General features: G+C 69.1%; 32 protein-coding genes. 18 read left to right on the plus strand and 14 right to left on the minus strand.

Annotated features, from left to right (window positions below; all coding sequences use genetic code 11):
* Positions 1-11: 11 nt before the first annotated feature.
* The 8 genes from ptsN to FHR97_RS11890 all read right to left on the minus strand — a co-directional run bounded on the left by ptsN (position 12) and on the right by FHR97_RS11890 (position 5900).
* Positions 12-494 (minus strand): PTS IIA-like nitrogen regulatory protein PtsN, encoded by a 483-nt coding sequence (gene ptsN / locus FHR97_RS11855; protein ID WP_183384025.1) that lies wholly within the window; start codon positions 492-494, stop codon positions 12-14.
* An 8-nt stretch (positions 495-502) separates the two neighbouring features.
* Positions 503-814 (minus strand): ribosome hibernation-promoting factor, HPF/YfiA family, encoded by a 312-nt coding sequence (gene hpf, locus FHR97_RS11860; protein WP_126481604.1) that lies wholly within the window; start codon positions 812-814, stop codon positions 503-505.
* Between the two features lie 111 nt (positions 815-925).
* Entirely contained in the window at positions 926-2344 is a 1419-nt protein-coding gene (locus FHR97_RS11865) for an RNA polymerase factor sigma-54 (protein ID WP_183384026.1), read from the minus strand.
* Positions 2345-2499: 155 nt separating this feature from the next.
* Positions 2500-3225: an LPS export ABC transporter ATP-binding protein gene (gene lptB, locus FHR97_RS11870; protein ID WP_183384027.1), complete on the minus strand. Its 726-nt coding sequence runs from the start codon at positions 3223-3225 to the stop codon at positions 2500-2502.
* The gene (gene lptA / locus FHR97_RS11875) at positions 3222-3752 is read right to left on the minus strand and encodes a lipopolysaccharide transport periplasmic protein LptA (RefSeq protein ID WP_183384028.1); all 531 of its coding nucleotides are present in this window, start codon (positions 3750-3752) and stop codon (positions 3222-3224) included. The genes lptB and lptA overlap by 4 nt, the downstream gene beginning before the upstream one ends.
* Positions 3749-4333 (minus strand): LPS export ABC transporter periplasmic protein LptC, encoded by a 585-nt coding sequence (lptC, locus tag FHR97_RS11880; protein WP_183384029.1) that lies wholly within the window; start codon positions 4331-4333, stop codon positions 3749-3751. The genes lptA and lptC overlap by 4 nt, the downstream gene beginning before the upstream one ends.
* A gap of 4 nt (positions 4334-4337) precedes the next feature.
* Positions 4338-4895, minus strand: a complete 558-nt coding sequence (locus FHR97_RS11885; protein ID WP_126481594.1) for a KdsC family phosphatase — start codon at positions 4893-4895, stop codon at positions 4338-4340.
* Between the two features lie 15 nt (positions 4896-4910).
* Positions 4911-5900, minus strand: a complete 990-nt coding sequence (locus tag FHR97_RS11890) for a KpsF/GutQ family sugar-phosphate isomerase (protein WP_183384030.1) — start codon at positions 5898-5900, stop codon at positions 4911-4913.
* Positions 5901-6167: 267 nt separating this feature from the next.
* Between FHR97_RS11890 and FHR97_RS11895 the strand changes: the two genes are divergently transcribed.
* The 9 genes from FHR97_RS11895 (at position 6168) to hisD (ending at position 13106) form a co-directional block, all read left to right on the plus strand.
* Positions 6168-6980, plus strand: coding sequence for an ATP-binding cassette domain-containing protein (locus FHR97_RS11895; RefSeq protein ID WP_183384031.1), 813 nt, complete (start codon positions 6168-6170; stop codon positions 6978-6980).
* Positions 6977-7759 (plus strand): lipid asymmetry maintenance ABC transporter permease subunit MlaE, encoded by a 783-nt coding sequence (gene mlaE / locus FHR97_RS11900; RefSeq protein WP_183384032.1) that lies wholly within the window; start codon positions 6977-6979, stop codon positions 7757-7759. The genes FHR97_RS11895 and mlaE overlap by 4 nt, the downstream gene beginning before the upstream one ends.
* Positions 7760-7856: 97 nt before the next feature.
* A complete protein-coding gene (gene mlaD, locus FHR97_RS11905) occupies positions 7857-8321 on the plus strand; it encodes an outer membrane lipid asymmetry maintenance protein MlaD (protein WP_183384033.1) in 465 nt (154 codons plus the stop codon).
* Positions 8322-8326: 5 nt separating this feature from the next.
* Positions 8327-8986, plus strand: coding sequence for an MlaC/ttg2D family ABC transporter substrate-binding protein (locus FHR97_RS11910; protein WP_183384034.1), 660 nt, complete (start codon positions 8327-8329; stop codon positions 8984-8986).
* A complete protein-coding gene (locus FHR97_RS11915) occupies positions 8983-9330 on the plus strand; it encodes an STAS domain-containing protein (protein ID WP_183384035.1) in 348 nt (115 codons plus the stop codon). The genes FHR97_RS11910 and FHR97_RS11915 overlap by 4 nt, the downstream gene beginning before the upstream one ends.
* A 200-nt stretch (positions 9331-9530) precedes the next feature.
* On the plus strand, positions 9531-9785 hold the full coding sequence (locus FHR97_RS11920; protein ID WP_183384036.1) for a BolA family protein: 255 nt from the start codon (positions 9531-9533) through the stop codon (positions 9783-9785).
* 11 nt (positions 9786-9796) lie between these two features.
* Positions 9797-11059 (plus strand): UDP-N-acetylglucosamine 1-carboxyvinyltransferase, encoded by a 1263-nt coding sequence (gene murA / locus FHR97_RS11925; RefSeq protein ID WP_183384037.1) that lies wholly within the window; start codon positions 9797-9799, stop codon positions 11057-11059.
* 19 nt (positions 11060-11078) lie between these two features.
* The gene (gene hisG / locus FHR97_RS11930) at positions 11079-11732 is read left to right on the plus strand and encodes an ATP phosphoribosyltransferase (protein ID WP_183384038.1); all 654 of its coding nucleotides are present in this window, start codon (positions 11079-11081) and stop codon (positions 11730-11732) included.
* A gap of 51 nt (positions 11733-11783) precedes the next feature.
* Positions 11784-13106, plus strand: a complete 1323-nt coding sequence (gene hisD, locus FHR97_RS11935) for a histidinol dehydrogenase (RefSeq protein ID WP_183384039.1) — start codon at positions 11784-11786, stop codon at positions 13104-13106.
* A 72-nt stretch (positions 13107-13178) separates the two neighbouring features.
* Here hisD and FHR97_RS11940 read toward each other — a convergent pair whose 3' ends face one another.
* On the minus strand, positions 13179-14411 hold the full coding sequence (locus tag FHR97_RS11940; protein ID WP_183384040.1) for a Do family serine endopeptidase: 1233 nt from the start codon (positions 14409-14411) through the stop codon (positions 13179-13181).
* Positions 14412-14514: 103 nt separating this feature from the next.
* On the opposite strand from FHR97_RS11940, the gene FHR97_RS11945 reads away from it, so the two are divergent.
* A complete protein-coding gene (locus FHR97_RS11945; protein WP_183384041.1) occupies positions 14515-15276 on the plus strand; it encodes a Nif3-like dinuclear metal center hexameric protein in 762 nt (253 codons plus the stop codon).
* A gap of 40 nt (positions 15277-15316) precedes the next feature.
* On the opposite strand, the gene FHR97_RS11950 is transcribed toward FHR97_RS11945, so the two are convergent.
* Positions 15317-15760, minus strand: a complete 444-nt coding sequence (locus FHR97_RS11950; RefSeq protein ID WP_183384042.1) for a ZapG family protein — start codon at positions 15758-15760, stop codon at positions 15317-15319.
* 182 nt (positions 15761-15942) lie between these two features.
* On the opposite strand from FHR97_RS11950, the gene zapE reads away from it, so the two are divergent.
* The 8 genes from zapE to FHR97_RS11990 all read left to right on the plus strand — a co-directional run bounded on the left by zapE (position 15943) and on the right by FHR97_RS11990 (position 22306).
* Entirely contained in the window at positions 15943-17133 is a 1191-nt protein-coding gene (zapE, locus tag FHR97_RS11955; protein ID WP_246403971.1) for a cell division protein ZapE, read from the plus strand.
* A 199-nt stretch (positions 17134-17332) separates the two neighbouring features.
* Positions 17333-17761 (plus strand): 50S ribosomal protein L13, encoded by a 429-nt coding sequence (gene rplM, locus FHR97_RS11960; protein WP_097788653.1) that lies wholly within the window; start codon positions 17333-17335, stop codon positions 17759-17761.
* Positions 17762-17774: 13 nt separating this feature from the next.
* Positions 17775-18164 carry a 30S ribosomal protein S9 gene (rpsI, locus tag FHR97_RS11965; RefSeq protein WP_183384043.1) on the plus strand — a complete coding sequence of 130 codons (390 nt, stop codon included), beginning with the start codon at positions 17775-17777 and terminating at the stop codon, positions 18162-18164.
* Between the two features lie 221 nt (positions 18165-18385).
* Positions 18386-18985 (plus strand): ubiquinol-cytochrome c reductase iron-sulfur subunit, encoded by a 600-nt coding sequence (gene petA / locus FHR97_RS11970; protein WP_183384044.1) that lies wholly within the window; start codon positions 18386-18388, stop codon positions 18983-18985.
* The gene (locus FHR97_RS11975; protein ID WP_183384045.1) at positions 18985-20244 is read left to right on the plus strand and encodes a cytochrome b; all 1260 of its coding nucleotides are present in this window, start codon (positions 18985-18987) and stop codon (positions 20242-20244) included. Before petA ends, FHR97_RS11975 begins: the two co-directional genes overlap by 1 nt.
* Entirely contained in the window at positions 20244-21014 is a 771-nt protein-coding gene (locus tag FHR97_RS11980) for a cytochrome c1 (protein ID WP_183384046.1), read from the plus strand. Before FHR97_RS11975 ends, FHR97_RS11980 begins: the two co-directional genes overlap by 1 nt.
* 146 nt (positions 21015-21160) lie before the next feature.
* Positions 21161-21787: a stringent starvation protein SspA gene (gene sspA, locus FHR97_RS11985; protein ID WP_183384047.1), complete on the plus strand. Its 627-nt coding sequence runs from the start codon at positions 21161-21163 to the stop codon at positions 21785-21787.
* A gap of 57 nt (positions 21788-21844) precedes the next feature.
* The gene (locus tag FHR97_RS11990; protein WP_183384048.1) at positions 21845-22306 is read left to right on the plus strand and encodes a ClpXP protease specificity-enhancing factor; all 462 of its coding nucleotides are present in this window, start codon (positions 21845-21847) and stop codon (positions 22304-22306) included.
* A gap of 102 nt (positions 22307-22408) precedes the next feature.
* Here the strand turns inward: FHR97_RS11990 and FHR97_RS11995 are convergent, their stop codons facing one another.
* From FHR97_RS11995 to FHR97_RS12010, 4 genes are read right to left on the minus strand one after another with little or no spacing between them, the layout of a single operon-like run.
* A complete protein-coding gene (locus FHR97_RS11995) occupies positions 22409-22987 on the minus strand; it encodes a BON domain-containing protein (RefSeq protein WP_183384049.1) in 579 nt (192 codons plus the stop codon).
* Positions 22988-22991: 4 nt separating this feature from the next.
* Positions 22992-23585: a phosphoheptose isomerase gene (locus FHR97_RS12000; RefSeq protein WP_183384050.1), complete on the minus strand. Its 594-nt coding sequence runs from the start codon at positions 23583-23585 to the stop codon at positions 22992-22994.
* A 53-nt stretch (positions 23586-23638) separates the two neighbouring features.
* Positions 23639-24007: a YraN family protein gene (locus FHR97_RS12005; RefSeq protein WP_183384051.1), complete on the minus strand. Its 369-nt coding sequence runs from the start codon at positions 24005-24007 to the stop codon at positions 23639-23641.
* Complete coding sequence (locus FHR97_RS12010; RefSeq protein WP_183384052.1) at positions 23991-25754, minus strand: penicillin-binding protein activator; 1764 nt, start codon at positions 25752-25754, stop codon at positions 23991-23993. The genes FHR97_RS12005 and FHR97_RS12010 overlap by 17 nt, the downstream gene beginning before the upstream one ends.
* Positions 25755-25772 lie beyond the last annotated feature (18 nt).

Here is a 25772-nt window from a genome sequence, read left to right on the forward strand (position 1 = left end):
GCCCGGGCCGGCTAGCCGTTGCTGTCGGCCGGTGTCTGTCGTCGGATGGCCTCGGTGAGGCGTTCGTGGAGCGCCTGCTGGCTCTCGGCGTGGCGCAGGGCGCTGCGGGTCTCGGCGTCGTTCATCACCCCGGCCACCTGGCCGAGCAGGGCGAGGTGGGCATCGTCGGCCTCCTCGGGCACCAGCAGCACGAACACCAGGTCGACGGGATCGCCGTCCACGGCGTCGAAGTCCACCGGCTCGGCGAGCCTGAGGAAGCCGGCGATGGGCGCCTTGCAGTGGGGGTTGCGGGCATGCGGGATGGCCACCCCGTGACCGATGCCGGTGCTGCCGAGGCGCTCGCGGCCGATCAGTCGGCTGAAGACCTCCTGGCTGTCGAGGCTCGGGGTGTTCTGGGCGATGAAGGTGCTGAAGAATTCCAGGACCCGCTTCTTGCTTCCCCCCGGCACCGCGAAGAGCGTGCGCTCGGGGGGCAGGATGGTTTCCAGTGACATGGGGTGGCTCAACGGACGCCGGCAGCGCCCTGAGCGCGAGCCTGGGTCTTTTCCTTGTGCTTGACCAGCTGGCGATCCAGCTTGTCGGCGAGGGCATCGATGGCGGCGTACATGTCGCCGTCCATGGCTTCGGCATGAAGATCGGCACCGGCGGCATGCAGGGTGCAGGCGGCCTGCTGGCGTTCCTTCTCGACGGAGAGCGTGACCTGCACGGTCGTGATGTTGTCGTAGTGGCGTTCCAGGCGCGTGAGCTTTTCCTGCACATAGTCACGCAGGGGGTCGGTCAGTTCCACGTGGTGGCCGGTGAGATTGACTTGCATGACACGCTCCTTGCTCCTTGGGTGGTGCCTCGATTGTAACCCTTTTTGGTGCCGTGCAAACCCCCCGTGCCAGGCGCTCTTCCACGCTGTCGACGGCGCCGCCGGACGGCCTCAGGCGAGGCGCTTGCGCTGGCTCGACGAGGGGATGTGCATGGCCTCGCGGTACTTGGCCACGGTGCGCCTGGCCACCTCGATGCCTTCTTCGGCGAGCAGGTCGACGAGCTTGCTGTCCGACAGCGGCTTGCGCGGCGGCTCCTCCTGGATCAGCTTGCGGATGCGGGCGCGGATCGCGGTGCTGGAATGGGCCTCGTCGCCACCGCCCACCTGGCTGGAGAAGAAGTACTTGAGCTCGAACACGCCCCGCGGGGTGTGGATGAACTTCTGGGTGGTGACCCGGGAGATGGTCGACTCGTGCATCTCCACGGCCTGGGCGATATCGGCGAGGATCAGCGGCCTCATGGCCTCCTCGCCGCGTTCCAGGAAGTCCAGCTGGCGGGCCATGACCTCGCGGCCGACGCGCAGCAGGGTGTCGTTGCGGCTGGTCAGGCTCTTGAGCAGCCAGCGCGCCTCCTGGAGGTGGTCCTTGAGGAACTGGTTGTCCTGGCTCTTGTCGGCGCGCTTGATCAGCGCCGCATAGTCGGGCTGGATACGCAGCCGCGGCAGTGCCTCCGGGTTGAGCTCGATCCGCCAACCCTGCTCGCTGTGGCGGGCGATCAGGTCGGGGATCACATAGTCGTTGTCGCTGGCGGAGAAGGCACTGCCCGGGCGCGGATCGAGGCCGCGTATCAGCGCGATCACCTCGTCGAGCACGGCATCGTCCAGCCCCAGCCGGCGCTTGAGCAGGCGCCGGTCGTTGCCGGCCAGGGCCTCGAGGAACTGGCGGACCAGCCGCCGGGCCTGGGGCAGCAGGGGGATGTCCGGGGGCAGGGCGGCGAGCTGCAGCAGCAGGCACTCGCGCAGGTCCCGGGCGAAGACCCCGGTGGGCTCGAACTGCTGCAGGCGCAGCAGCACGCCCTCGACCTCGCGGGTGGCGAGCCCCTCCAGGTCCTGGGCGCGCAGCCCCTCGCGCAGCTCGTCGAGGGACTGCTCCAGGTAGCCGTCGCCGTTCACGGCATCGATCAGGCTCTCGGCGATGCGCGTCTCCCGCTCGCCCAGGCCGCTCATGGCCAGCTGCCAGGCCAGGTGGCCCTGCAGGCTCTGGCCGGCGGCCTGGCGCTCGAAGTCCGGGGCCTCGCCGCCGCTGCCGCTGCCGCTGCCCAGGCCGGCATCCTGGAAGGTATCGGCCCAGTCGCTGTCCACGGCCAGCTCGTCGGGGATCTCGCTGGCCCAGTCGTCGTCCGCGGCCTCGCTGACGGCCTGCTCGCCGAACTCATCCTCCATTTCCAGCATCGGGTTGGCCTCCAGGGCCTGCTGGATTTCCTGGCGCAGGTCCAGGGTGGAGAGCTGCAGCAGGGCGATGGCCTGCTGCAGCTGGGGGGTCATGGTCAGCTGGGTGCCGACGCGGAGTTGCAGGGAAGCCTTCATGGCCATGGGGGGATCCATTCGACTGGCGATGAAGCCATCACCCTAGTGCGCCGGAGGGTGGCATGCAAGCCCTGAAGCTAGCAATTAGCGTGCCAACGGCAAGCGGCGTGCCTGTCGTCGCTTGGCGACCTTATATCAGTAACTTACCAATAAATGCCGGCTCACAGGCGGAAGTCCTGGCCCAGATAGACGTCGCGGACCTTCTGGTTGGCGAGGATCGCCTCGGCATCGCCCTCGGCGATGATCTGGCCGTCGCCGACGATGTAGGCTCCGTCGCAGATGTCGAGGGTCTCGCGCACGTTGTGATCGGTGATCAGCACGCCGATCTCGCGGGCCTTGAGCTGGCGAATGATGCCCTTGATCTCGCCCACCGAGATCGGGTCGACCCCGGCGAAGGGCTCGTCGAGCAGGATGAAGTCGGGTTCGGTGGCCAGGGCGCGGGCGATCTCGACCCGTCGACGCTCGCCGCCGGACAGGCTCATGCCCGGGTTGTCGCGGATATGGGTGACGTGGAAGTCCTCCAGCAGCTGCTCCAGGCGGGCCTGGCGGCCGGCACGCTCGAGGTCCCGGCGGGTCTCGAGGATGGCCATGATGTTGTCGGCCACGGAGAGCTTGCGGAAGATCGAGGCCTCCTGGGGCAGGTAGCCGATGCCGGCCCGGGCGCGCTCGTGCATGGCGGTGCCGGAGAGGTCCCGGTCGTCGATGGCCACCGAGCCCGCATCGGCCCGCACCAGGCCGACGATCATGTAGAAGGAGGTGGTCTTGCCGGCGCCGTTGGGGCCGAGCAAGCCGACGATGCGTCCCTGCTCGATCTCCAGGCTGATGTCGTGCACGACGCGGCGACGCTTGTAACTCTTGGCGAGGTGGCGGGCGCTGAGGGTCTTCATGGGGCGTCCTGCTGCTCCGGCTCCAGGGTCATGCGCACCCGCTGGCGCTCCTCGATCCCCTCGGCCGCGGAGCGGGCCTGGACCACGCGGCGGTCGAGGAAGTACTCCAGGTAGCCGCCGTCGAAGGTATCGCCCCCCTGGTGCAGCTCGGCCTGGTCGATCAGCTCGATGCGGCGCTCGGCCACGTGGTAGACCACGGTGCGCCCCCAGCCGCGCACCAGCGGCTCGTCGGGGGCGGGTTTCTGCTCGAGGTAGGCCCGCTTCCCGGTGGCGGTGGCCCGGGTCAGCCGGCCGGCGGCGTTGCGCCGGATCTCGATCCGCTCGCCGGTCAGCCGCATGCTGCCCTGGGTGATCGTCACGTCGCCGCGATAGACGGCCGTGCCGGCGCGATCGTCCAGGTCGAGACGATCGGCCTCGACCTGGATGGGGGCGCTGGCATCGCCCTCCAGGGCCAGCGCCGGGCCGGCGGCCAGCGGCAGGGCGGCGAGACTCAGGGCCAGCAGGGTCGCGAGGGGCGGTCGCATCATGGCTCGGGGTTCTCCGGGGTGGTCGGCGGGTGATGGCCGCGCACATTGTCGGTCAGCCGGGCACGATTGTCATGGATCCAGGCATCGAACCGCTCGCCCCGCATCCGCTGGGGGGGCTGGCGCAGCAGGGCCGGCGTCTCGCTCCAGGCGTGCCCGGTGTCGGCGTCGTAGTGAAGGGCCTCGGTTTCCAGGTGCCAGCGCTCCCGGGGCGCCGAGAGCCGGGCGTCTCCCTCCAGCAGCAGGGGGTTGCCGCCGGCGCCCAGGCGCCCGCGGGCGGCGGTGGCCAGCCAGCGTCGCCCGCTGTCGTCGCGCAGGCGGACGTCGGGCGTCGCGAGGCGGGTGACGTCATCGTCGGGGGTATGCACCAGGCGCGGGGTCTCGAGGCGCTGGTGGGGGCGGCCCTGGACGTCGAAGCGGGTCAGGCGCGCGTCCTCGAGGAAGTAGTCCGGCTCGCCGGCGGCGTCCCGGGGCACCGCACCCGGGCGCGAGGCCTCGCGCTGGTCGAGCAGCGCCAGGCCGCCGCCCAGGGCGAGCAGCACGAGCAACAGCCAGGTCCGGAACCCGGGGCGCGGCAGGCGCATGGCGTCAGGCCTTGCCGTGCAGGTAGGTGTCCAGTACGGCGTCCCAGTGCCCCTGGGCCTGCAGCAGGGTGTCGCAGATCTCGCGCACCGCGCCGTGGCCGCCCTCGCGCTCGGTCACCCAGTCGGCGTGCTGGCGGATATAGCTCGGGGCGCCGGGCACGCTGATGCCGACGCCGGCCTGGCGGATGGCGGCCACGTCGGGCATGTCGTCGCCGCAGTAGGCCACCTGCTCGAGACCGATGCCCAGCCGGGTGCACAGCTGGCGCAGCGTCGGCAGCTTCTTCTCGATGCCCTGGTAGAGGTGCTGGATGCCCAGGGCGGCGGCGCGGCGGCTGACCATGGGGGAGTCACGCCCGGTGATCAGGGCCACCTCGATGCCGGCGCGGTGCAGCAGCTTGATGCCATGGCCGTCCAGGGTATGGAAGGCCTTGGTCTCGCCGCCGTCGGACTGGAAGTAGAGGCGGCCATCGGTCAGCACGCCGTCCACGTCCATGGCCAGCAGGCGGATGCGGCGCAGGCGGTCGACGAGACCAGGGTCCATCAGGGGAGCGTCGAGGGTCATGGAATCTCCTTGGGGTCAGATCACGCCACTGGCGAGCAGGTCATGCATGTGCAGGGCGCCGACCGGGCGTCCCTCGTCATCCACCACGGCCAGGGCCGTGATGCGGTTGTCATCCATGATGCGTACCGCCTCGGCGGCCAGCATGTCGGGGGCCACCCGCTTGCCGGGCACGGTCATCACCGTATCCACCCGGAGCCCGGTGAGGTCGCTGTGCTGGTCGAGGGTGCGGCGCAGGTCGCCGTCGGTGTACACGCCGGCCAGCCGGCCGTCGTCGTCGACCACGCAGGTGAAGCCCAGGCCCTGGCGAGTGATCTCCAGCAGCGCATCGCGCAGCGGGCTGCCGAGCGCCACCCGGGGCAGGCGGCTGCCCTGGTGCATCAGGTCCGCGACCCTGAGCAGCAGGCGCTTGCCGAGGCTGCCGCCCGGGTGGGAGAGGGCGAAGTCCTCGGCCGTGAAGCCCCGGCACTCGAGCAGCGCCACGGCCAGGGCGTCGCCCAGCGCCAGGGAGGCGGTGGTCGAGGAGGTGGGCGCCAGGTCCAGCGGGCAGGCCTCGCGCTCGACCCCGGCGTCCAGGTGGGCGTCGGCATGGCGGGCGAGGGTCGAGCCGGGACGGCCGGTCATGCTGATCAGGGGCGTGCCGAGGCGCTTGAGCAGCGGCAGCAGGGCGGTGACCTCGGCGGTCTCGCCGGAATTGGACAGCGCCAGGACCACGTCGCCCGGGGTGATCATGCCCAGGTCGCCATGGCTGGCCTCGCCGGGATGCACGAAGAAGGCCGGCGTGCCGGTGCTGGCCAGGGTGGCGGCGATCTTGCCGGCGATGTGCCCGGACTTGCCCATGCCGGTGACCACGACACGGCCGCGACAGGCCAGCATCAGCTCGCACGCTCGTTCGAAGTCGCCATCCAGCCGCTCGATGAGGGCGGCGATGGCCTGCTGTTCCAGGGTCAGGGTGCGCACGGCGCTGTCGAGAAGGCCGGCGGCGGGAGTCGAAGTGTCGTCAGTCATGGCAGTGATTGTTGCCCGTTGCGGGGATTGTCTCAAGGGGTCAGGCGGCGGCGCCGACGAAGCGGTCGGTGCTCCACGGCAGGCCGATGAAGCCGAGAAGCACGCTGAGCGAGGGAGCCGGCATGGTGAGGGTGGGCGTCCGGTGGCTGAAAGGGTGCCCATTGAACCCGTTGCGTCCCGCCGGCGCAAGCCGCGACAGCCCGGCGCTGGCGCCCCGGGACCCCGTTAGGATACGATGTTCGATAATTTTACAGGGAAGGCTAGTGGATGACCGATTCCCCTCTCGTCGAAGTGGAGGGCCTGCACTTCTCCCGTGGAGAAACGGAGATCTTCCGCGGCGTCGACATGGCCGTGCCCAAGGGCAAGATCACGGCGATCATGGGCCCCAGCGGCACCGGCAAGACCACCCTGCTCAAGCTGATCGGCGGCCAGTTGACGCCCGATGCCGGGCGGGTGCGCATCGATGGCCAGGAGGTGCACGCCCTGTCGCGCAAGGCGCTGTTCCGGTTGCGCCGGCGCATGGGCATGCTGTTCCAGAGCGGGGCCCTGTTCTCGGATCTCGATGTCTTCGAGAACGTGGCCTTTCCCCTGCGCGTGCATACCGACCTGCCCGAGACGATGATCCGTGACCTGGTGCTGATGAAGCTCCAGGCGGTCGGGCTGCGCGGCGCCCGGGAGCTGATGCCCTCGGAGCTGTCCGGGGGCATGGCGCGCCGCGTGGCGTTGGCCCGCGCCATCGCCCTGGATCCCGAGCTGATCCTCTACGACGAGCCCTTCGTCGGCCAGGATCCCATCTCCATGGGGGTGCTGGTCCAGCTGATCCGGCGCCTCAACGACGCCCTGGGGCTGACCGCGGTGGTGGTCTCCCACGACATCAAGGAGACCCTGTCCATTGCCGACTATGTGTACGTGATCTCCGATGGCCGGGTCATGGCCCATGGCACCCCGGAAAGCCTCGACGTGAACCGCGACCCACGGGTCAGCCAGTTCATCCACGGCGAGCCCGACGGTCCGGTGCCCTTCCACTACCCGGCCATGGACTTCCATGCCGACCTGCTGGGCACGGGGGGGCCGCGATGATCGAACGCATCCGCCGTCTCGGCCGGCTGGGCTGCGAGGTGCTCGAGGGCCTCGGCCGGGCCGCGATCTTCCTGGGCCTGTCGGTCGTCGGCCTGCCCTCGGCCGAAGGCATCTGGCTGTGGCTGCGCCAGATGCACTTCGTCGGGGTGATGTCGCTGGCCATCATCCTGGTCTCGGGGCTGTTCATCGGCATGGTGCTGGCCCTGCAGGGCTATACCATCCTGGTGGACTTCGGTGCCGAGGACGCCCTGGGCCAGATGGTCGCCCTGTCGCTGCTGCGCGAGCTCGCACCGGTGGTCGCCGCGCTGCTGTTCGCCGGGCGGGCGGGCTCGGCCCTGACCGCCGAGATCGGCCTGATGAAGGCCACCGAGCAGCTCACCAGCATGGAGATGATCGGCGTCGACCCCCTGCGGCGCGTCGTGGCGCCCCGGCTGTGGGCCGGCTTCGTGGCCCTGCCGCTGCTGACCATCGGCTTCAGCGTGATCGGCATCTGGGGCGGGCAGCTCGTCGGGGTCCAGTGGCTGGGGGTGTTCGAGGGCTCCTACTGGGGCAACATGCAGGCCAGCGTCGACTTCCTCGACGACGTGGCCAATGGCCTGATCAAGAGCCTGGTGTTCGCCCTGGTGGTGACCTGGATCGCGGTGTATCAGGGCTATGCCCTGATCCCCACCTCGGAAGGCATCTCGCGGGCCACCACTCGCACGGTGGTCTACGCCTCCCTGGCGGTGCTGGGGCTGGATTTCCTGTTGACCGCGCTGATGTTCGGGGAGCTGTCCTGATGGCGGCCTGCCGAAAGGGCCCGAGACAGGCCCCCCCGGTGCCTCGCTCCGGCGGGGCGGGAGCGTCGGGTGCGTTGCGACTTTTTGGAGACATGGAATGAAACGCAGCAAGACGATGGAGCTGGGGGTCGGCCTGTTCATGCTGGCCGGGATCCTCGGCCTGATATTCCTCGGCCTGCGCGTCAGCGGCCTGAGCCTGGAGGCGCCCGGTGACAGCTTCCGGCTGGAGGCCAACTTCGCCAACGTCGGCGGCCTCAAGCCGCGGGCCCGGGTGACCATGGCCGGCGTCACCGTCGGCCGGGTCGAGACCATCGAGCTCGATAGCGAGTGGTATGACGCCCGGGTGGTCATGGAACTCGACGCCGAGCTCGAGGGCGCGCTGCCCGAGGACAGCACGGCGGCGATCCTGACCTCGGGGCTGCTCGGCGAGCAGTACGTGGGCCTCTCCGTCGGCGGTGCCCCCGAAATGCTGGGCGACGGGGACCGCATCCGCGATACCCAGTCGGCCCTGGTGCTGGAAGAACTCATCCAGCAGTTCGTGTCCAACATGATCGAGGAGTGATGACGATGACCCTGCCTTTCCCGTTCACCCGCTGCCGTACCGGGCTGCTCGTTCTGGTGCTGATGCTGGCCGCGCTGCCGGCGCTGGCCCAGGGGGCGATCTCGCCGGAGCAGTTGATCCGCGACAGCGTCGACGAGCTGATGTCGCGCATCGAGGGGCGCGAGAGCTATTTCGCCGAGCACACCGAGGAGCTCGAGGCCATCGTCGACGACAGCCTCGCCGACATCGCCGACTTCCGCTATATCGGTGCCAGCGTGATGGGGCGCTACTTCCGCAACGCCACCCCCGAGCAGCGCGCGCGCTTCGTCGAGACCTTCCGTCAGACGCTCATCGACACCTACGCCAAGGGCCTGGTGACCTTCGACTACCGCGAGGTGCGGGTCCTCGACAACCAGGATGCCAGCCGCTACGAGGACCAGGCCAGCGTGGCCATGGAGGTCGTCGCCGTCGACGGCACCGTCTATCCCGTCAGCTACACCCTGCGCCTGGACGACGACCGGTGGCAGGTGGTCAACGTGATCGTCAACGGCATCAACCTCGGCCTGACCTTCCGCAACCAGTTCGACGAGGCCATGCGCGCGCAGAACCGCGACTACGATGCGGTGATCCAGGGCTGGGCCCCGGAGCTGGAGGTCGAGGAGCTGGAGCAGGGCGGCCAGGGATGAGCCTGCTGCTCGAGAATGGCGACAACCGTCTCGAGGCCACCGCGACCACCCTGGCGGTGACCGGCGAGGTGGACTTCGACGGGGCGGCGGCCCTGGCCGCGGCCGGTCGTGCCTGGCTCGCCGACCGGCCCGGAGGCACGCCGGTGACCTTCGACCTGCGCGGCGTCGACCGGGTCAGCAGCGCGGCGATCAGCGTGCTGCTGGAATGGACCCGCCAGGTCCGCGCCCGGGGGCTCGAGCTCGAGGTGGTGCGCCTGTCACGGCCCCTGGCCCGACTCACCCAGGTGGCGGGGCTGGACACCCTGCTGCCCGTGGAGGCCCCCGCCGGCGCGGTGGAGGCCTGAGGTTCGAGGTTCGAGGTTCGAGGAGTGAGGAGTGAGGAGTGAGGAGTGAGGGGTTCCTCGCCCCTTACCCCTTGCTCCTCTTCCACGCGCACGTCGCCAAGCGCGGCGCTTTTCTTTACCATGGCGTCTCCAGTTGTCCCGCCAGACGGCGTCTGCCGCCGCTGGCGCATTCACCGATCCAACACACAAGCGAGGGTTCGATGCATCCCAGTGAGGTCAAGGCGCTGCTCGAGAGCCGACTCGACGGCTGCGAATTTCATATCCAGGGCGAGGGCTGCGACTTCCAGGTGGTCGCCGTGGGCGAGGTGTTCGAGGGGCTGTCCCGGGTCAAGCGCCAGCAGCTGATCTACGCTGCCCTGTCCGAGGAGATCGCCTCCGGCGCCCTGCATGCCGTGACTATCCGCACCTATACCCCCGAGCAGTGGCAGTCCGCCGCCGAGAACAAGGGGGCCTGAGTCGACCCGACATGGACAAGCTGATCATTACCGGCAACGGCCCCGTCGACGGCGAGGTCTGGGCCAGCGGCGCCAAGAACGCCGCCCTGCCCATCCTCTGCGCCACCCTGCTGGCCGACGAGCCGGTGACCATCGGGAACCTGCCGCACCTGCAGGACATCACCACCACCCTGGAGCTGCTCGGCCACATGGGCGTGCAGCCGGTGATGGGCGAGCGCATGAGCATCCAGCTCGACGGCTCCCAGGTGCGCGACTGTCATGCGCCCTATGAGCTGGTCAAGAAGATGCGTGCCTCCATCCTGGTGCTGGGCCCGCTGCTGGCGCATTTCGGTCATGCCGACGTTTCCCTGCCCGGCGGCTGCGCCATCGGCTCGCGGCCGGTCGATCTGCATATCCGTGGCCTCGAAGCCATGGGGGCGGAGATCCGCGTCGAGGGCGGCTACATCCGCGCCCGGGTCGACGGGCGGCTCAAGGGCGCCACCATCTTCTTCGACACCGTCACCGTCACCGGTACCGAGAACCTGCTGATGGCCGCGGCGCTGGCCGAGGGCACCACGGTGCTCGAGAACGCCGCCCGGGAGCCGGAGGTGGCCGACCTGGCCGAGTGCCTGATCAAGATGGGCGCCAGGATCCGCGGCCATGGCAGCGACACCATCGTCGTCGAGGGCGTCGAGCGGCTGCACGGCGCCGAGCACGACGTCATGCCCGACCGCATCGAGACCGGCACCTTCCTGGTGGCCGCGGCCCTGTCCCGGGGCCGGGTCCGGGTGCGCAACACCCGGGCCGACATCCTCGAGGCGGTGCTCGCCAAGCTGGAAGAGGCCGCGGCCAGCGTGACCACCGGTGATGGCTGGATCGCCCTGGACATGCAGGGGCGGCGGCCGAAGGCGGTCAACGTGCGCACCGCCCCCTATCCGGCCTTTCCCACCGACATGCAGGCCCAGTTCGTGGCGCTGAACGCGGTCGCCGAGGGGACCGCCCGGGTGGTCGAGACGATCTTCGAGAACCGCTTCATGCATGTCCAGGAGCTCAACCGCATGGGCGCGAGCATCGCCCTGGAGGGCAATACCGCCGTCGTCACCGGGGTCGAGAGCCTCTCCGGTGCCCCGGTGATGGCCACCGACCTGCGGGCCTCGGCCTCGCTGGTGATCGCGGCGATGATGGCCGAGGGCGAGACCCTGGTCGACCGCATCTACCACATCGACCGTGGCTACGAGTGCATCGAGGAAAAGCTGCAGCTGCTGGGCGCCAGGATACGGCGCATTCCGGGCTGAGCCGACAACAGGCGAGACCATGAGCAAGCAACTGATTCTGGCCCTCTCCAAGGGCCGTATTCTCGACGAGACCCTGCCGCTGCTGGCCGAGGCCGGCATCACGCCCGCCGAGGACCTGGGCGCCAGCCGCAAGCTGCTGTTCGACACCAACCTGCCGGACGTCAAGCTGGTGGTGATCCGCGCCACGGATGTGCCCACCTATGTCCAGCTCGGCGCCGCCGATGTGGGCGTGGCCGGCAAGGACGTGTTGCTGGAGCACGGCGCGGAGGGGCTCTACGAGCCGCTGGACCTGGAGATCGCCCGCTGCAAGCTGATGACCGCGGGCATCACCGGCGCCGAGCCGGCCCGGGCGCGGCGCCGGGTGGCCACCAAGTTCGTCAACGTGGCCAAGCGCTACTATGCCGAACAGGGCATCCAGGCCGAGGTGATCAAGCTCTACGGTGCCATGGAGCTGGCCCCGTTGATGAACCTGGCCGACGAGATCGTCGATATCGTCGACACCGGCAATACCCTGCGAGCCAACGGCATGGAGCCCCGCGAGCTGATCGCCCCGATCAGTACCCGGCTGGTGGTCAACAAGGCTGCCATGACCATGAAGCACGCGCGGCTGAAGCCGCTCATCCATCGCCTGCGCGAGGCCGTGGAAGGCCGCCGCAGCGAGGCCACCGCCTAGTGGCGGGCGGGCCCGCCCCGATTCCATTCCTTGCGAGAGGATCCTATGGCCATGACTGACTCTTCCGCCGCCGGCCTCGAGCTTGCCAGGCTCTCCACCGCGGACGACGACTTCGCCGCCCGCCTCGATGCCCTGCTGGCCTGGGAGGGCGTCTCCAGCGGCGAGGTCCAGGGGCGCGTCGACGAGATCCTGGCCGCGGTGAAGGCCCGCGGCGATGTCGCCCTGATCGAATACAGCAACCGCTTCGACCGCCTCTCGGTGGCGAGCATGGCGGAGTTGACCCTGGGGCCGGCGCGCCTGCGCGAGGCCTTCGAGGGCCTGCCCGAGGCCCAGCGCCAGGCGCTGTCCACCGCCGCCGAGCGGGTACGCCGCTACCACGAACACCAGAAGCCCGAGTCCTGGCAGTACACCGAGGCCGACGGCACCGTGCTCGGCCAGCAGGTCACCCCGCTGGACCGGGCCGGCATCTATGTGCCCGGCGGCAAGGCCGCCTATCCGTCCTCGGTGCTGATGAACGCCCTGCCGGCCCACGTGGCCGGGGTGCGCGAGATCGTCATGGTGGTGCCGACCCCTGATGGCGTGCTCAACGAGCTGGTGCTGGCCGCCGCCCACCTGGCCGGCGTCGATCATGTCTTCACCATCGGCGGGGCCCAGGCGGTGGCCGCCCTGGCCTACGGCACCGAGACGGTACCGCGAGTCGACAAGATCGTCGGGCCCGGCAACATCTATGTGGCCACGGCCAAGCGGGCGGTGTTCGGCCAGGTGGGGATCGACATGATCGCCGGTCCCTCGGAGATCCTGGTCATCTCCGACGGCGGTACCGATCCGGACTGGCTGGCCATGGACCTGTTCTCCCAGGCCGAGCATGACGAGGACGCCCAGGCGATCCTGGTGAGCTGGGACGCCGACCACCTGGAGGCGGTCGCCGAGGCGATGGCCCGCCAGTTGCCGACCATGGAGCGCGAGGGCATGATTCGCGCCTCCCTGGCCGCCCGTGGCGCGCTGATCCAGTGTCGTGACCGTGGCGAGGCGGTCGAGCTGCTCAACCGCATCGCCCCGGAGCACCTGGAGCTCTCGGTGGCCGACCCCGAGGCCTGGCTGCCCGAGGTGCGCCATGCCGGCGCCGTCTTCATGGGCCGCTATACCGCCGAGGCCCTGGGCGATTACTGTGCCGGTCCCAACCATGTGCTACCGACCTCCGGCACGGCCCGCTTCTCCTCGCCGCTCGGCGTCTACGACTTCCAGAAGCGCTCCTCGCTGATCCAGTGCTCGGCCGAGGGCGCCTCCACCCTGGGGGCCACCGCCTCGGTGCTGGCTCGGGGCGAGTCGTTGACCGCCCATGCGCGCAGCGCCGAGTACCGTATCCGTGACTGAGCGCCGAGCCGCGACGCCATGACCACGACCCCGTCAGCGACGGGGTCGTGGTCGTTGGGGCGGGTGTGGGACTCAGGGCGTGTCGGTACTGGCGGGGCGCCGCGGGGTGGGGCGCTCGGCGACCTCCAGGGTCACCCGCATGGTCTCGCCGCCGCGCACCACCGTCACCGGCAGCTGGCTGCCCGGCGTCACGGCGGCGATCTCGCTCATGGTCTGGCGGGGGTCGAGGATGGGCTGGCCGTTCACCTCGAGCAGCACGTCCCCGGCCTGCAGGCCGGCCTGGTCGGCGGGGCCCTCCGGCACCACCCCGGCGATGATCACGCCGGTGGGGGCCTCGAGGCCGAAGGAGGCGGCGAGCTCGGGATTGAGTTCCTGAGCCTCGATGCCCAGCCAGCCGCGGATCACCCGCCCCTGGGTGACGATCTCCTCGAGGATGTTGCGGGCCAGGTTGGTGGGGATGGCGAAGCCGATGCCCTGGGAGCCGCCGGAGCGGGAGAAGATGGCGGTGTTGATGCCGACCAGGGCGCCCTCGGGGTTGATCAGGGCGCCGCCGGAGTTGCCCGGGTTGATGGCCGCATCGGTCTGGATGAAGTCCTCGTAGGCGTTGAGTCCCAGGTGGCTGCGCCCGGTGGCGCTGATGATGCCCATGGTCACGGTCTGCCCCACGCCGAAGGGATTGCCGATGGCCAGGGAGACATCGCCGATCGCCACCCGGGTGGAGTCGGCGAGCTCGATGACCGGCAGGTCGTCGAGGTCGATGCGCAGCACCGCCAGGTCGCTTTCCGGGTCGGTGCCGATCACCTCGGCGAGGGTCTCGCGCCCGTCACGCAGGGCCACCTGGATCTGGTCGGCGCCGCTGATCACGTGATGATTGGTCAGCACATAGCCGTCATCGCTGACGATGACCCCGGAGCCGAGGCTCGACAGCATCCGCTGCCGGCGGGGCATGTTGTCGCCATAGAACTGGCGGAAGAAGGGGTCCGACATCAGCGGATGGCCCTCCCGCTCGACGACCCGCGACGAGTAGATGTTGACCACCGCCGGGGCGGCCCGCTCCACCGCCTCGGCATAGCTGACCGGTCCCTGGTCGCGGGCCATGGGCGCGGCCTCGCGCAGCTCGGGGGAGGGCCGCGATACCGGTTCCGGCTGGGGTGCCGGAGCCTGGGTCTGCTGCTCCGGTACCGGGGCGGGCGGGCTTGGCTGGACGGCCCGGCGCCCCAGCAGCTGCGGAAAGGCATTGAGCAGCACGATGGCTACCAGCAGGCCGATCAGGGCGGGCCAGAGGTAGGGGAGGGCGCGTCGCATGCGGCGGGATTCCTTCTCGGTGGTGCGTGGTCGCGGAGCGGGAGGGTGCCGGGTAGAATGAGCGAATTGTAACATTGCATCCCCGAGCACGCGCGGAGGCGACATGACGACTTGCGACGAACTGCTGGCGGCCTGTGACCGGCTGCTGGTCCCCGAACGCTTCAAGGATTACACCGTCAACGGCCTGCAGGTCGGCGGTCGCGAGCGCATCGCCCGGGTGATGACCGGCGTCACGGCCTGCCAGGCCCTGCTCGACGAGGCGGTGGCCTGGCGCGCGGACCTGCTGCTGGTCCACCACGGCTACTTCTGGAAGAACGAACCAGTCAACATCACCGGCATGAAGCGGCGCCGGCTGACCACCCTGCTGACCCATGACATCGGCCTGCTGGCCTATCATCTGCCGCTGGATGCCCACGCGACCCTGGGCAACAATGCCGCCCTGGCCCGCCGGCTGGACTTCGAGGTCGAGGGCTGTATCGATGGTGCGCTGGGCGAGGGGCTGGTCTGGAGGGGGGCGCCGCCGGCACCGATGAGCGCCGGCGAGCTGGCCGCCCACGTCGGCGCGCGCCTGGAGCGGGCGCCGTTGCTGGTGGAGGCCCCCGGCGTCGGCGAGGTGCGGCGGGTCGCCTGGTGCACCGGCGGCGCCCAGGACATGATCCTGCAGGCCGCCGAGGCCGGCGCCGATGCCTTCATCTCCGGCGAGATCTCGGAGCGGACCACCCACCTGGCCCGCGAGATGGGGATTCACTACCTGGCCGCGGGGCATCACGCCACCGAGCGCTACGGGGTCCAGGCGCTGGGGGCCTGGCTGGCCGAGACCTTCGCGGTCGAGCATCGCTTCGTGGATATCGACAACCCGGCCTGAGGCCGACACGCACAACGGCGCCCTGGTGGCGCCGTCGCGTTCAGTAGCGGGGAGGCTGGGGCGTGCTGGCCTCCCCGCGCCTCAGGCCGAAGTCCTCGGAGAGGGTGCCGCGGTTGCCGTCGGCATAGTCGCGGGGGGCCGCCGGGCTGTCCTCGCCGTCCCCCGCCTCGGGGGAGGCGGTCGGCGTGAAGTCCGGCTTGCGTGGCGGGGTCGCGCCCAGGGTCGCGCTGGCTTCCGCCATCTCCCGGTGCAGCGCCTGGCCGTCACGGTTCAGCGCCTCGGCGAGCGCGCCGACGCGCTCGAGGTGCTCGCCGAGACCGTCGCGCAGCTCGGCGAGCTGGCGGTCGCGTTCGGCGAGGCGCTGGCGGAGCCGCTGGACATTGCCGGCGCCGGCGTTGAGCAGGTGATAGCCCAGGGCGCCGATGCCCACGCCGGCCAGCAGGCAGGCGATGGCCAGCACCCAGTTGATATTGCTTTCTTCCACGTCTGTCTCCCTGAGCTGTCGGACGGCCCGGCCGTCGGTCCGGTGCCGGTGGCCGGGCGGAGCCGGCGGCCCATTATAGGGCCGGGGCCGTCGGCGCGGTCAACGGCCGGCCGGCGATGCCAAGCGGCCTCGCGGCGCGTATAATGCCCCTTTCGATGCCACCCGAGGACAGGTCGCCAGGTATGCCGAAGACCGTACGCCACAGGACGCCGAATGCCCCCGATGACCGCCGACCGGCCTCGCCGCTGGCGCGCTACCATGCCGACCTCGAGCGCGACGACTTCCAGTATGACCCGGCCCAGGAGCGGGCCGTGGAGCATCTCCAGCGGCTCTTCGACGAGCTGGTGGCCATGCCCCGCGAGCGGCCACGGGCCGCGAGCCCGGGCAGGGGGCTGAAGTCGCGGGTGGCCGGGCTGTTCGGCCGGCGCGAGACCCCGGCCGAGCCGGCAATGCCGCCGGTGGCCGGGCTCTACTTCTGGGGTGGCGTGGGCCGCGGCAAGACCTACCTGGTCGATACCTTCTTCGAGACCCTGCCCTTTCCCGAGAAGATGCGCACCCACTTCCATCGCTTCATGCAGCGGGTGCACAACGAGCTCGAGCACTACAAGGGCGAGCGCAACCCCCTGACGCTGGTCGCCGACAAGTTCGCCGACGAGGCCCGGGTGATCTGCTTCGACGAGTTCTTCGTCAAGGACATCACCGACGCGATGATCCTGGCCAACCTCCTCGAGGCGCTCTTCGCCCGCGGCGTGGTGCTGGTGGCGACCTCCAACATCGTGCCCGGCGAGCTCTACCGGGACGGCCTGCAGCGGGCCCGCTTCCTGCCGGCCATCGACCTGCTCGAGCGTCACTGCGAGGTGGTCAACGTGGACTCGGGCATCGACTACCGGCTGCGCGCCCTGGAGCGCGCCGAGATCTTCCATTCGCCCCTGGACGCCGAGGCCGAGGCGGAGCTGGCACGCAGCTTCCGCGAGATCGCCGGCAGCGAGGGCGAGGAGGGGGCGCCCATCGAGATCAACCACCGGGTGCTGCATACCCGCCGGCTCCACGACGACGTGGTATGGTTCGAGTTCACCGAGCTCTGCGACGGGCCGCGCAGTCAGAACGACTACATCGAACTGGCCCGGGAGTATCACAGCGTGCTGGTATCCAACGTCACCCGCATGGGCGGTGCCAGCGACGACCAGGCGCGGCGCTTCATCAACATGGTCGATGAGTTCTACGACCGCGGGGTCAAGCTGCTGATGTCTGCCGAGGCGCCGGCCGAGTCGCTGTACCGCGATGGCCGGCTGACGTTCGAGTTCGAGCGCACCCTGTCGCGGCTTCAGGAGATGCAGTCTCGCGAGTATCTGGCGCTGCCGCACAAGCCCTGACCCGGCCGGGAGCCTGAAGCTGGAAGAGCGCCGCTTCGCGGCTGGAAGCTGGCGCGCCGCCATTGCCTTGCCGGTGGCGGGTCGTGTAGAATGCGCGCTCGCTCGACCGTTGTCGCACGGCGGCAACCAAGAAGAATAGGGATGGTCCCCACCGACTCGCCGGCGGCAGGACCCAACACATCGATTTGGTGATTCACCCATGAAGACGTTCACTGCCAAACCGCAGTCCGTCCAGCGCGACTGGTACGTCGTCGACGCCGCGGACAAGACGCTCGGCCGTCTGGCCACCGAGATCGCTCGCCGCCTGCGTGGCAAGCACAAGCCGGAATACACCCCGCATGTCGATACCGGCGACTACATCGTCGTGATCAATGCCGAGAAGGTGAAGGTCACCGGCAACAAGGCCAGCGCCAAGAACTACTATCGCCACACCGGCTATCCGGGTGGCCTGCGTTCCATGAACTTCGAGAAGATGATCGCTCACGCCCCCGAGCGTGTCATCGAGTCCGCGGTCAAGGGCATGCTCCCGAAGGGCCCGCTGGGTCGTGCCATGTACTCCAAGCTCAAGGTCTACGCCGGCACCGAGCATCCGCACGCCGCCCAGCAGCCGCAAGAACTGAACATCTGAGGGAGTCTTCGCCATGACACAGCAGTATTACGGTACCGGGCGCCGCAAGACCTCTACCGCGCGCGTCTTCCTGAAGCCGGGCACCGGCAAGATCACCGTCAACAGCCGTGATCTCAACGAGTATTTCGGTCGCGTCACCGGTCGCATGGTGGTCCGTCAGCCCCTCGAGCTGACCGATACCCTCGGCCAGTTCGACGCCTACGTCACCGTCAAGGGCGGTGGCGGCAGCGCCCAGGCCGGCGCCATCCGTCACGGCATCACCCGTGCCCTGATGGAGTACAACGAGGACTTCCGCAAGCCGCTGCGTGAAGCCGGGTACGTCACCCGTGACGCCCGCGAGGTCGAGCGCAAGAAGATCGGCCTGCGCAAGGCTCGTCGCCGTCCGCAGTTCTCCAAGCGCTAAGACGGACGTCGATACGACGAAAAAACGCCCGGGTCCCAGACCTGGGCGTTTTTTTGTTCTGGGTCAAGTGTTTGCCGCCACGTTTCGCCCCCGGGCTCGGGGCTTGTCCTTGTGCGGGGCGATCCGTTTTTTTACCATATAACGCATTTCAAAATCCGTGGTCGCGGGTCATCCGGAGCTCGTGATGGAACAGCGGGTAAGTTGATGGGAGAAACCTGAAGATGGCAGATAACGGCGTGAACAAAGGGCGGCGCCGTTTCCTCGTGGGCGCGACCACCGTGGTAGGTGCGGCGGGCGCTGTCGGGGTAGCGGTCCCCTTTGTGGCTTCCTGGCAGCCCAGTGCCAGGGCAAGGGCGGCGGGCGCGCCCGTCAAGGCGGACGTGTCCAAGCTCGAAGCCGGGCAGCGCATGACCGTCGAGTGGCGCGGGCGACCCATCTGGATCCTCAGTCGTACGCCGGAGATGATCGAGCGCACCGAGGCCCTCGGCGCCGATCGGCTGGCCGATCCCGAGTCCACCGAGCCGCAGCAGCCGAGCTACGCCGACGGCCCCCTGCGTTCCATCAAGCCCGAGATCGGCGTGATCATCGGCATCTGTACCCATCTTGGCTGCTCGCCGCTGTTCAAGCCGGAGCCCAATGCCGAGGGTGTCGGGGTCGACGACTGGCCGGGCGGCTTCTTCTGCCCCTGCCACGGCTCACGCTTCGACCTGGCGGGCCGGGTGTTCCGCAACGTGCCCGCCCCGATCAACCTCGAGGTGCCGCCCTATCGCTTCGAGAGCGATGACGTCATCGTCGTCGGCGAAGATGAGGAGACTGCCTGATGGGTAACCCGAACAAGGCCAAGGCGGAGCGCGGCGTCATGCGCTGGATCGACGACCGTTTCCCCGCCACCCAGATGTGGCAGGACCACCTGTCCAGGTACTATGCCCCGAAGAACTTCAACTTCTGGTACTTCTTCGGCTCGCTGGCCCTGCTGGTGCTGGTCAACCAGATCCTCACCGGCGTCTGGCTGACCATGAGCTTCAACCCCTCCGCGGAAGGCGCCTTCGCCTCGGTCGAGTACATCATGCGCGACGTGGAGTGGGGCTGGCTGATCCGCTACATGCACACCACCGGGGCGTCGGCCTTCTTCGTGGTGGTGTACCTGCACATGTTCCGCGGCCTGCTCTACGGCTCCTACAAGGCGCCCCGCGAGCTGGTGTGGATCTTCGGCATGACCATCTATCTGGCGCTGATGGCCGAGGCCTTCATGGGCTACCTGCTGCCCTGGGGCCAGATGTCCTACTGGGGCGCCCAGGTGATCATCTCGCTGTTCTCCGCCATCCCGGCCATCGGCCCGGACCTGGCCCAGTGGGTGCGCGGCGACTTCCTGATCTCCGGCATTACCCTGAACCGCTTCTTCGCCCTGCACGTGGTGGCGCTGCCGATCGTGATCCTGGCGCTGGTGGTGCTGCACATCATCGCCCTGCACGAGGTCGGCTCCAACAACCCCGACGGCATCGACATCAAGAAGAAGAAGGACGAGACCGGCAAGCCGCTGGACGGCATTCCCTTCCACCCCTACTACTCGGTCAAGGACCTGTTCGGCGTCGCCGTCTTCCTGTTCGTGTTCAGCGTGGTGATCTTCTACTTCCCCGAGGGCGGCGGCTACTTCATCGAGAAGCCCAACTTCGAGCCGGCCAACCCGCTGAAGACGCCGGATCACATCGCGCCGGTGTGGTACTTCACGCCCTTCTACGCGATCCTGCGCGCCATCACCTTCTCGCTGTTCGGCCTCGACGCCAAGTTCCTCGGCGTGGTCTGCATGGGGGCGGCCATCGCGGTGCTCTTCGTGCTGCCCTGGCTCGATCGCAGCCCGGTGCGCTCCATGCGTTACAAGGGCTGGATCTCCAGGGTGATGCTGGCCCTGTTCGCCGTGAGCTTCGTCATCCTCGGCGTGCTGGGGGTGCTGCCGGTCACCGAGGGCCGGACGCTGCTGTCCCAGGTGTGTACCGTCATCTATTTCGCCTTCTTCCTGCTGATGCCGTTCTATACCCAGCTGGAGAAGACCAAACCCGTTCCGGAAAGGGTGACTGGCTAATGAAAAAGCAACTGTTCGCACTGCTCTTCGCGCTGGTGCCGATGGCCGGGTTTGCCGCCGGGGGCGGTGGCGTGCACCTGCAGGAGATGAATCCGGATCTCCATGACAAGGCGTCGCTGCAGAACGGGATGAAGCTCTTCGTCAACTACTGCATGGGCTGTCATTCCCTCGAGCACCAGCGCTTCGCGCGGGCCGCCGAGGACCTGGGGATCCCCCAGGACCTGGTCGAGGACAACCTGGTCTTCGCCGAGGAGCTCGGCTTCAACGACCAGATGCACAACGCCATGCGCAGCGAGGATGGCGAGAACTGGTTCGGTGCGCCGCCGCCCGACCTGACCCTCGAGGCCCGCCTGCGCGGGACCGACTGGGTCTACTCCTACCTGCTCAGCTTCTACCGGGACCCGTCGCGCCCCACCGGGGTGAACAACAAGGTCTTCCCGCTGGTGGCCATGCCCAACGTGCTGGAGCCGCTGCAGGGGGTGCAGGAGAAGGTCTGCGCGGCCTCCGATCGGCCGATGGAGGGCGCCGAGCTCGACCCGTTGACCGGCAAGTACCAGTCCTGCGAGACCCTGCAGGTCACCCAGCCGGGGCAGATGGAGCCCGAGGAGTTCGAGGAGGCGGTCTACGACCTGACCAACTTCCTCGCCTATGTCGGTGAGCCCTCCAAGCTTCAGGCCCAGGCGCTGGGTCCCAAGGTGCTGATCTTCATCTTCATCTTCGGGGTCATCGCCTACCTGCTCAAGCGCGAGTACTGGCGCGATATCCACTGATCCGTCCTCGACGGAGAGTGCGGGGGCGCATGGTGCGAGCCATGCGCCCCCTATGGTCTGTGCCCGGTCACGGGCAAGGTCACGGCGCCCCCGGGAGGGGGGTGTCGTGTTATCATCTCGGCACGAATTGATGCGAGGATTGTTTCATGGGTGTAGTGGCCAAGCGGTCGTCGATGATCTTCTACTCCGGAGGCGATGATCATTACAGTCATCGGGTGCGTATCGTGCTCGCCGAGAAGGGCGTGGCCGTAGACATCGTCGAGGTCACCGAGGAGAGCCACCCCGAGGAGCTCGCCGATCTCAACCCCTACAACAGCGTACCCACGCTGCTGGATCGCGACCTGGTGCTCTACGAGTCCAAGGTGATGATGGAATACCTGGACGAGCGGTTCCCGCATCCCCCGCTGTTGCCGGTGTATCCCGTGGCCCGTGCCCAGAGCCGGCTGTGGATGCATCGCATCGAGCGCGAGTGGTGCCCGCTGGTCGAGCAGATCCAGCAGGGGCCCAAGAAGGACGCCGACAAGGCGCGCAAGGAGCTCCGCGAGAGCCTGATCGGCATCTCGCCGATCTTCGAGGACATGCCGTTCTTCATGAGCGAGGAGTTCACCCTGGTCGACTGCTGCCTGGCGCCGATCCTCTGGCGCATGCCGGTGCTGGGCATCGAGTTGCCGGAAAAGCAGGTCAAGCCGCTGATGGGCTACATGGAGCGGGTCTTCGATCGCGAGGGCTTCAAGGCCGCGCTGAGCGAGGGCGAGCGCGAGATGCGCCCCTGATCATCCCTTAATGCAAGCCCCGGCGTGGTCGGGGCGCCAACCCAGGAGGGTCAATCGATGCAGTCGAGCCGTCCCTATATCGCCCGGGCCCTGTACCAGTGGTTGCTGGACAACGAGCTGACGCCCTACATCGTGGTCGATGCCGAGCAGGAGGGCGTCGAGGTGCCGCGGCAGTTCGTGCAGAACGGCCAGATCGTGCTCAACCTCGGCGTGACCGCGGTACGCGACCTGTCCCTGGAGAACGATGCCATCGTCTTCTCCGCCCGTTTCGGCGGGCAGCCGATGCAGGTGATGGTGCCCATGGAGGCGCTGATCGCGATCTATGCCCGCGAGAACGGAGTGGGCATGGTCTTCGGCCACGAGCCGGTCATGCCGGCTGCGGCCGAACCCGACGCGCCCGAGGCGGACACCGGTCCGGCGCTGTCCGGCGTCGAGGGGGCGGGCGGTGATGCCGACGAGGAGGGCGAGCGCGGCGAGGCCTCCAGGAAGGGGCGTCCCTCGCTGCGCGTCGTCAAGTGATCGGTGCCGGGCGCCCGCGGCGCCCAGTGCCTCGCCCCGAGCGAAACGGCAGGCCATCCGGCCTGCCGTTTTCGTTGGGTCGGCGACCGCGGTCGCCGGCGCTCAGTCCAGGTAGTCGAAGACCTTGACGATGCGCTGCATGCCGCCGGCGTTGGACACCGCCGAGACGATGCGGTCGGCCTCCGCGCGGCTGACGATCCCCATCAGGTAGACGCTGGCGTTCTCCGTCACGATGTGCAGTCGGCTGGCGTCGATGGCCTCGTTGGCGGCCAGCGCGGTGCGGACCTTGGTGTTGATCCAGGTGTCGCTGAGCCGCTGGCTGGCGGGCAGGTTGGCGGCGACGGTCAGCTCGTTATGGACCCGGCGCACGTTGCGCACCTGGCTCGCCACCTGTTCGGCCATGCTCTTGAGCTCCTGGCTGGGGACCTGGCCGGTCAGCAGCACCACGCCATTGAAGCTGTCGACGTTGATGCGGGCATCGCTCAGCCGGGCATCGGTGCGGCCGAGGTTGTGACCGATCTTGGTCTCGATGCTCTGGTCCTCGACCCGGGTGCCCAGGGTGCGCTCGCCATAGTTCTCCTGAATGGTGCCGGGAGTCGTGGCCGCGGTCATGGAGGTGCAGCCGGACACGGCCAGCATCAGGCCGAGGGACAGGGTAAACAGCAGGGACTTGTAGGACATGACATCACTCGCTTGCGCCGAAGAGTTGTTCGTCGATCAGGTCACACAGGCAGTGGATCACCAGCAGGTGCACCTCCTGGATGCGGGCGGTGGAGGTCGCCGGCACGCGGATCTCGCAGTCGTCCTGGCCCAGTAGCGAGGCCATGTTGCCGCCGTCGCGGCCGGTCAGGGCCACCACCGTCATCTCGCGGTCATGGGCGGCCTGGATGGCCTGGATGACGTTGCCGGAATTGCCGCTGGTGGAGATCGCCAGCAGGACGTCGCCGGGCTGGCCCAGGGCGCGCACCTGCTTCGAATAGACCTCGTTGTAGCTGTAGTCGTTGGCGATCGAGGTCAGCGTCGAGGTATCGGTGGTCAGCGCCAGGGCCGGCAGGCTGGGGCGTTCGCGTTCGAAGCGGTTGAGCAGCTCGGACGAGAAGTGCTGGCTGTCGCCGGCGCTGCCGCCGTTGCCGCAGGCCAGGATCTTCCCCTCGTTGACCAGGGCCTGCACCATCATCTGGCTGGCCACCTCGATGAAGGGCGGCAGCACCTCGCTGGCGTAGGTCTTGGTATCGATGCTGGCGTTGAAGTGATCGAGAATGCGCTGCTGGAAATCCATGTGATGTCCGGATCCTTTGCCGAGTTGGGGAAACCGATGCGCTCGGCATTTCCCTAGTACGCATCGAAGGCGTTGACCACCCATTCGAACTCGAGTTCGGGCGGCAGGCCGGTAACGGCCAGCACGTCGAAGCGGCAGGGACATGATAGCCGGTTGCGCTGGAGATAAAAACGCGCCGCCCGGATCAGGCGACGCTGCTTGGTGAGGGTGATGGTCTCGAGCGGGTGGCCATGGCGGGCGTCGGCGCGATGCCGTACCTCGACGAACACCAGGGTCTCGCCGTCGCGCATCACCAGGTCGAGCTCGCCGCCCTTGGCGTGCTGGTTGCTGGCCTCGAGGGCGAGGCCGCGGGCCACCAGCCAGTCGGCGGCGAGACGCTCGACCCGCGCCCCGCGGGCGCGGGCGTCAGCGGGCCCGGTCATCGCCCAGCAGCCGTGAGCCGAGCACCGGCTGGGGGACGCCTTCGACGAAACGGGCCCAGGGCAGGCTGCGGTGGATGCGGCCATCGTCCGCGGCGCTCAGGGTCCCGGTGGCGCCGAACAGCTCGCTGCCCGGGATGGCCTGGAGCTGCGGCAGGCGCCGGGCCAGCTCGTAGGCGTCCACGCCCATGGCCATCAGCCGGAACATCGCCGGATCCGATTCCTTGCGCAGCTGGCGGTAGCTCGCCAGGAAGGGCAGGGCGTCTTCCCCACCCGCGGCGGCGTCCGGGATCTGCCAGGGGATGTCGATGAACATCACGCCATTGAGGTCCTGGTCCAGGCGCGGCTGCGGGCGCCCCTCGTAGAGGTGGGAAGTGGCATACACCGGCAGGCCCCGCTCATAGGCGTAGTAGTCGATGGTCGGCGGCACCTGGCGGGCGTAGTCGGGCAGGGCGAGCAGGAAGAGCAGATCGGCCCGGTTCGCGCCCAGGGCGCGGCGCGTGCTCTCGGTGGCCGGCATGCCGGGGTTGTAGCGCACGGCGTTGGCGATGTCGCCGTCGCGGTCCCGCCAGGCCGTCGCGAAGGCCTCGCCGACCCGCCGGCCCCAGGCGTTGTCCGGCACCAGCAGCGAGGCCGTGCGGTGTCCGTCGAGACGGGCGCGGGCGGCCACCTGACGAGCCTCGTCCTCGGCGGAGAGACCGTACTGGAAGAGCCCCTCGGCGCCGTTGCGCTCGGCCTCGCCGTAGTTGAGCGCGAGCGTCGGCATGGGCATCCGGTCGCGGCGCTCGAGGGCGCTGACGGCTTCCTTGTCCAGGGGGCCCACCACCACCTGGGCGCCCCGGTTCCGGGCCTCCCGGTAGAGGGCGTCGAGATCCCCCCGGGCGGAGTCGAAGAACGTCAGCCGGGTGCCGCTGGCGCCGCCGTTCACGGCATTCAGGTGGTGGGCGCGCAGGCCCTCCTCGATGGCGTCGGCGACGCCGGCCAGGGGGCCGGACTCGGGCAGGAAGACCGCGATATGGCTGACGTCGCGCCCGCGCAGCTCGCGCAGGGCGAGGATATCCGCGGGCAGGCGGCGCGCGGCCGGGTGCTCGGGGTAGCGGCCCCGCCAGTCATCGAGGCGGGTGAAGAGGCGCTCGATGTCGCCGCTGTTGCCGCGCACCAGGTCGGCCAGTTCCAGCCAGGCGAGGGTCGCCTCGTCGGCCCCTTCGCGCAGCTCGGCGACGCCGCCGGGGGAGAGCCGCGAGAGTTGCTCCCAGATGGGGTCGTTGAGGTCCCGGCGATCGGTGGCCGCCTGCAGGCGCATCAGCACGCGCGCCGCGGCCTGGGGCTCGTCGACCCGGCCGAGGGCGCGGCCCTGGCGCTCGCGCAGAAGGTTGGCCGCCTCCCGGGGCAGCTCGGCCTCGTCGAGGAGTTGGGCGGCCTGGATCACCGCCCAGGGGTCGTCCTCGGTCTCGCCGAGGTCGGAGAGCAGCAGGGCCCAGCGGCGACGGGCCTCGGCCGGCAGGCGCGCGTCGTCGATGTCCTTGGCGACCTCCAGCGCCTGGGGGCGGCGTCCCTGGCGTGCTAGGATGTCCGCCGCCTCGAGTCGGGACAGGGCGGCCTGCTCGGGGGCCTGCTGCTCGGCCTGCTGGAGCAGCTGGTCCGGGTCGCCGGCGGGCGCGCGCTGGGTGATGCCGGGCTGCAGGGTGCAGCCGGCGATAAGCAGCGCCAGGAGCGCGGCGGCCAGGGGGCCGCGAGACGAGATCTTCATGAATCCTTCCTTGTCCTC

Source organism: Halomonas stenophila (assembly GCF_014192275.1).
In the GTDB taxonomy this organism is placed as follows: Bacteria; Pseudomonadota; Gammaproteobacteria; order Pseudomonadales; family Halomonadaceae; genus Halomonas; species Halomonas stenophila.

What these genes read in the sequence shown, in the direction of transcription:
- murA (WP_183384037.1), top strand. Translation starts at nt 9,797, where the DNA reads ATGGACAAGCTGATCATTACCGGCAACGGCCCCGTCGACGGCGAGGTC.
- petA (WP_183384044.1), top strand. Translation starts at nt 18,386, where the DNA reads ATGGCAGATAACGGCGTGAACAAAGGGCGGCGCCGTTTCCTCGTGGGC.
- mlaD (WP_183384033.1), top strand. Translation starts at nt 7,857, where the DNA reads ATGAAACGCAGCAAGACGATGGAGCTGGGGGTCGGCCTGTTCATGCTG.
- FHR97_RS11885 (WP_126481594.1), bottom strand. Translation starts at nt 4,895, where the DNA reads ATGACCCTCGACGCTCCCCTGATGGACCCTGGTCTCGTCGACCGCCTG.
- FHR97_RS11915 (WP_183384035.1), top strand. Translation starts at nt 8,983, where the DNA reads ATGAGCCTGCTGCTCGAGAATGGCGACAACCGTCTCGAGGCCACCGCG.
- FHR97_RS12000 (WP_183384050.1), bottom strand. Translation starts at nt 23,585, where the DNA reads ATGGATTTCCAGCAGCGCATTCTCGATCACTTCAACGCCAGCATCGAT.
- FHR97_RS11910 (WP_183384034.1), top strand. Translation starts at nt 8,327, where the DNA reads ATGACCCTGCCTTTCCCGTTCACCCGCTGCCGTACCGGGCTGCTCGTT.
- lptA (WP_183384028.1), bottom strand. Translation starts at nt 3,752, where the DNA reads ATGATGCGACCGCCCCTCGCGACCCTGCTGGCCCTGAGTCTCGCCGCC.
- mlaE (WP_183384032.1), top strand. Translation starts at nt 6,977, where the DNA reads ATGATCGAACGCATCCGCCGTCTCGGCCGGCTGGGCTGCGAGGTGCTC.
- FHR97_RS11920 (WP_183384036.1), top strand. Translation starts at nt 9,531, where the DNA reads ATGCATCCCAGTGAGGTCAAGGCGCTGCTCGAGAGCCGACTCGACGGC.
- rplM (WP_097788653.1), top strand. Translation starts at nt 17,333, where the DNA reads ATGAAGACGTTCACTGCCAAACCGCAGTCCGTCCAGCGCGACTGGTAC.
- hpf (WP_126481604.1), bottom strand. Translation starts at nt 814, where the DNA reads ATGCAAGTCAATCTCACCGGCCACCACGTGGAACTGACCGACCCCCTG.
- zapE (WP_246403971.1), top strand. Translation starts at nt 15,943, where the DNA reads ATGCCGAAGACCGTACGCCACAGGACGCCGAATGCCCCCGATGACCGC.
- hisD (WP_183384039.1), top strand. Translation starts at nt 11,784, where the DNA reads ATGACTGACTCTTCCGCCGCCGGCCTCGAGCTTGCCAGGCTCTCCACC.
- FHR97_RS11890 (WP_183384030.1), bottom strand. Translation starts at nt 5,900, where the DNA reads ATGACTGACGACACTTCGACTCCCGCCGCCGGCCTTCTCGACAGCGCC.
- FHR97_RS11980 (WP_183384046.1), top strand. Translation starts at nt 20,244, where the DNA reads ATGAAAAAGCAACTGTTCGCACTGCTCTTCGCGCTGGTGCCGATGGCC.
- ptsN (WP_183384025.1), bottom strand. Translation starts at nt 494, where the DNA reads ATGTCACTGGAAACCATCCTGCCCCCCGAGCGCACGCTCTTCGCGGTG.
- hisG (WP_183384038.1), top strand. Translation starts at nt 11,079, where the DNA reads ATGAGCAAGCAACTGATTCTGGCCCTCTCCAAGGGCCGTATTCTCGAC.
- lptB (WP_183384027.1), bottom strand. Translation starts at nt 3,225, where the DNA reads ATGAAGACCCTCAGCGCCCGCCACCTCGCCAAGAGTTACAAGCGTCGC.
- FHR97_RS11940 (WP_183384040.1), bottom strand. Translation starts at nt 14,411, where the DNA reads ATGCGACGCGCCCTCCCCTACCTCTGGCCCGCCCTGATCGGCCTGCTG.
- FHR97_RS11865 (WP_183384026.1), bottom strand. Translation starts at nt 2,344, where the DNA reads ATGGCCATGAAGGCTTCCCTGCAACTCCGCGTCGGCACCCAGCTGACC.
- sspA (WP_183384047.1), top strand. Translation starts at nt 21,161, where the DNA reads ATGGGTGTAGTGGCCAAGCGGTCGTCGATGATCTTCTACTCCGGAGGC.
- FHR97_RS11990 (WP_183384048.1), top strand. Translation starts at nt 21,845, where the DNA reads ATGCAGTCGAGCCGTCCCTATATCGCCCGGGCCCTGTACCAGTGGTTG.
- FHR97_RS11975 (WP_183384045.1), top strand. Translation starts at nt 18,985, where the DNA reads ATGGGTAACCCGAACAAGGCCAAGGCGGAGCGCGGCGTCATGCGCTGG.
- FHR97_RS11895 (WP_183384031.1), top strand. Translation starts at nt 6,168, where the DNA reads ATGACCGATTCCCCTCTCGTCGAAGTGGAGGGCCTGCACTTCTCCCGT.
- FHR97_RS11945 (WP_183384041.1), top strand. Translation starts at nt 14,515, where the DNA reads ATGACGACTTGCGACGAACTGCTGGCGGCCTGTGACCGGCTGCTGGTC.
- FHR97_RS11995 (WP_183384049.1), bottom strand. Translation starts at nt 22,987, where the DNA reads ATGTCCTACAAGTCCCTGCTGTTTACCCTGTCCCTCGGCCTGATGCTG.
- rpsI (WP_183384043.1), top strand. Translation starts at nt 17,775, where the DNA reads ATGACACAGCAGTATTACGGTACCGGGCGCCGCAAGACCTCTACCGCG.
- FHR97_RS12010 (WP_183384052.1), bottom strand. Translation starts at nt 25,754, where the DNA reads ATGAAGATCTCGTCTCGCGGCCCCCTGGCCGCCGCGCTCCTGGCGCTG.
- FHR97_RS12005 (WP_183384051.1), bottom strand. Translation starts at nt 24,007, where the DNA reads ATGACCGGGCCCGCTGACGCCCGCGCCCGCGGGGCGCGGGTCGAGCGT.
- lptC (WP_183384029.1), bottom strand. Translation starts at nt 4,333, where the DNA reads ATGCGCCTGCCGCGCCCCGGGTTCCGGACCTGGCTGTTGCTCGTGCTG.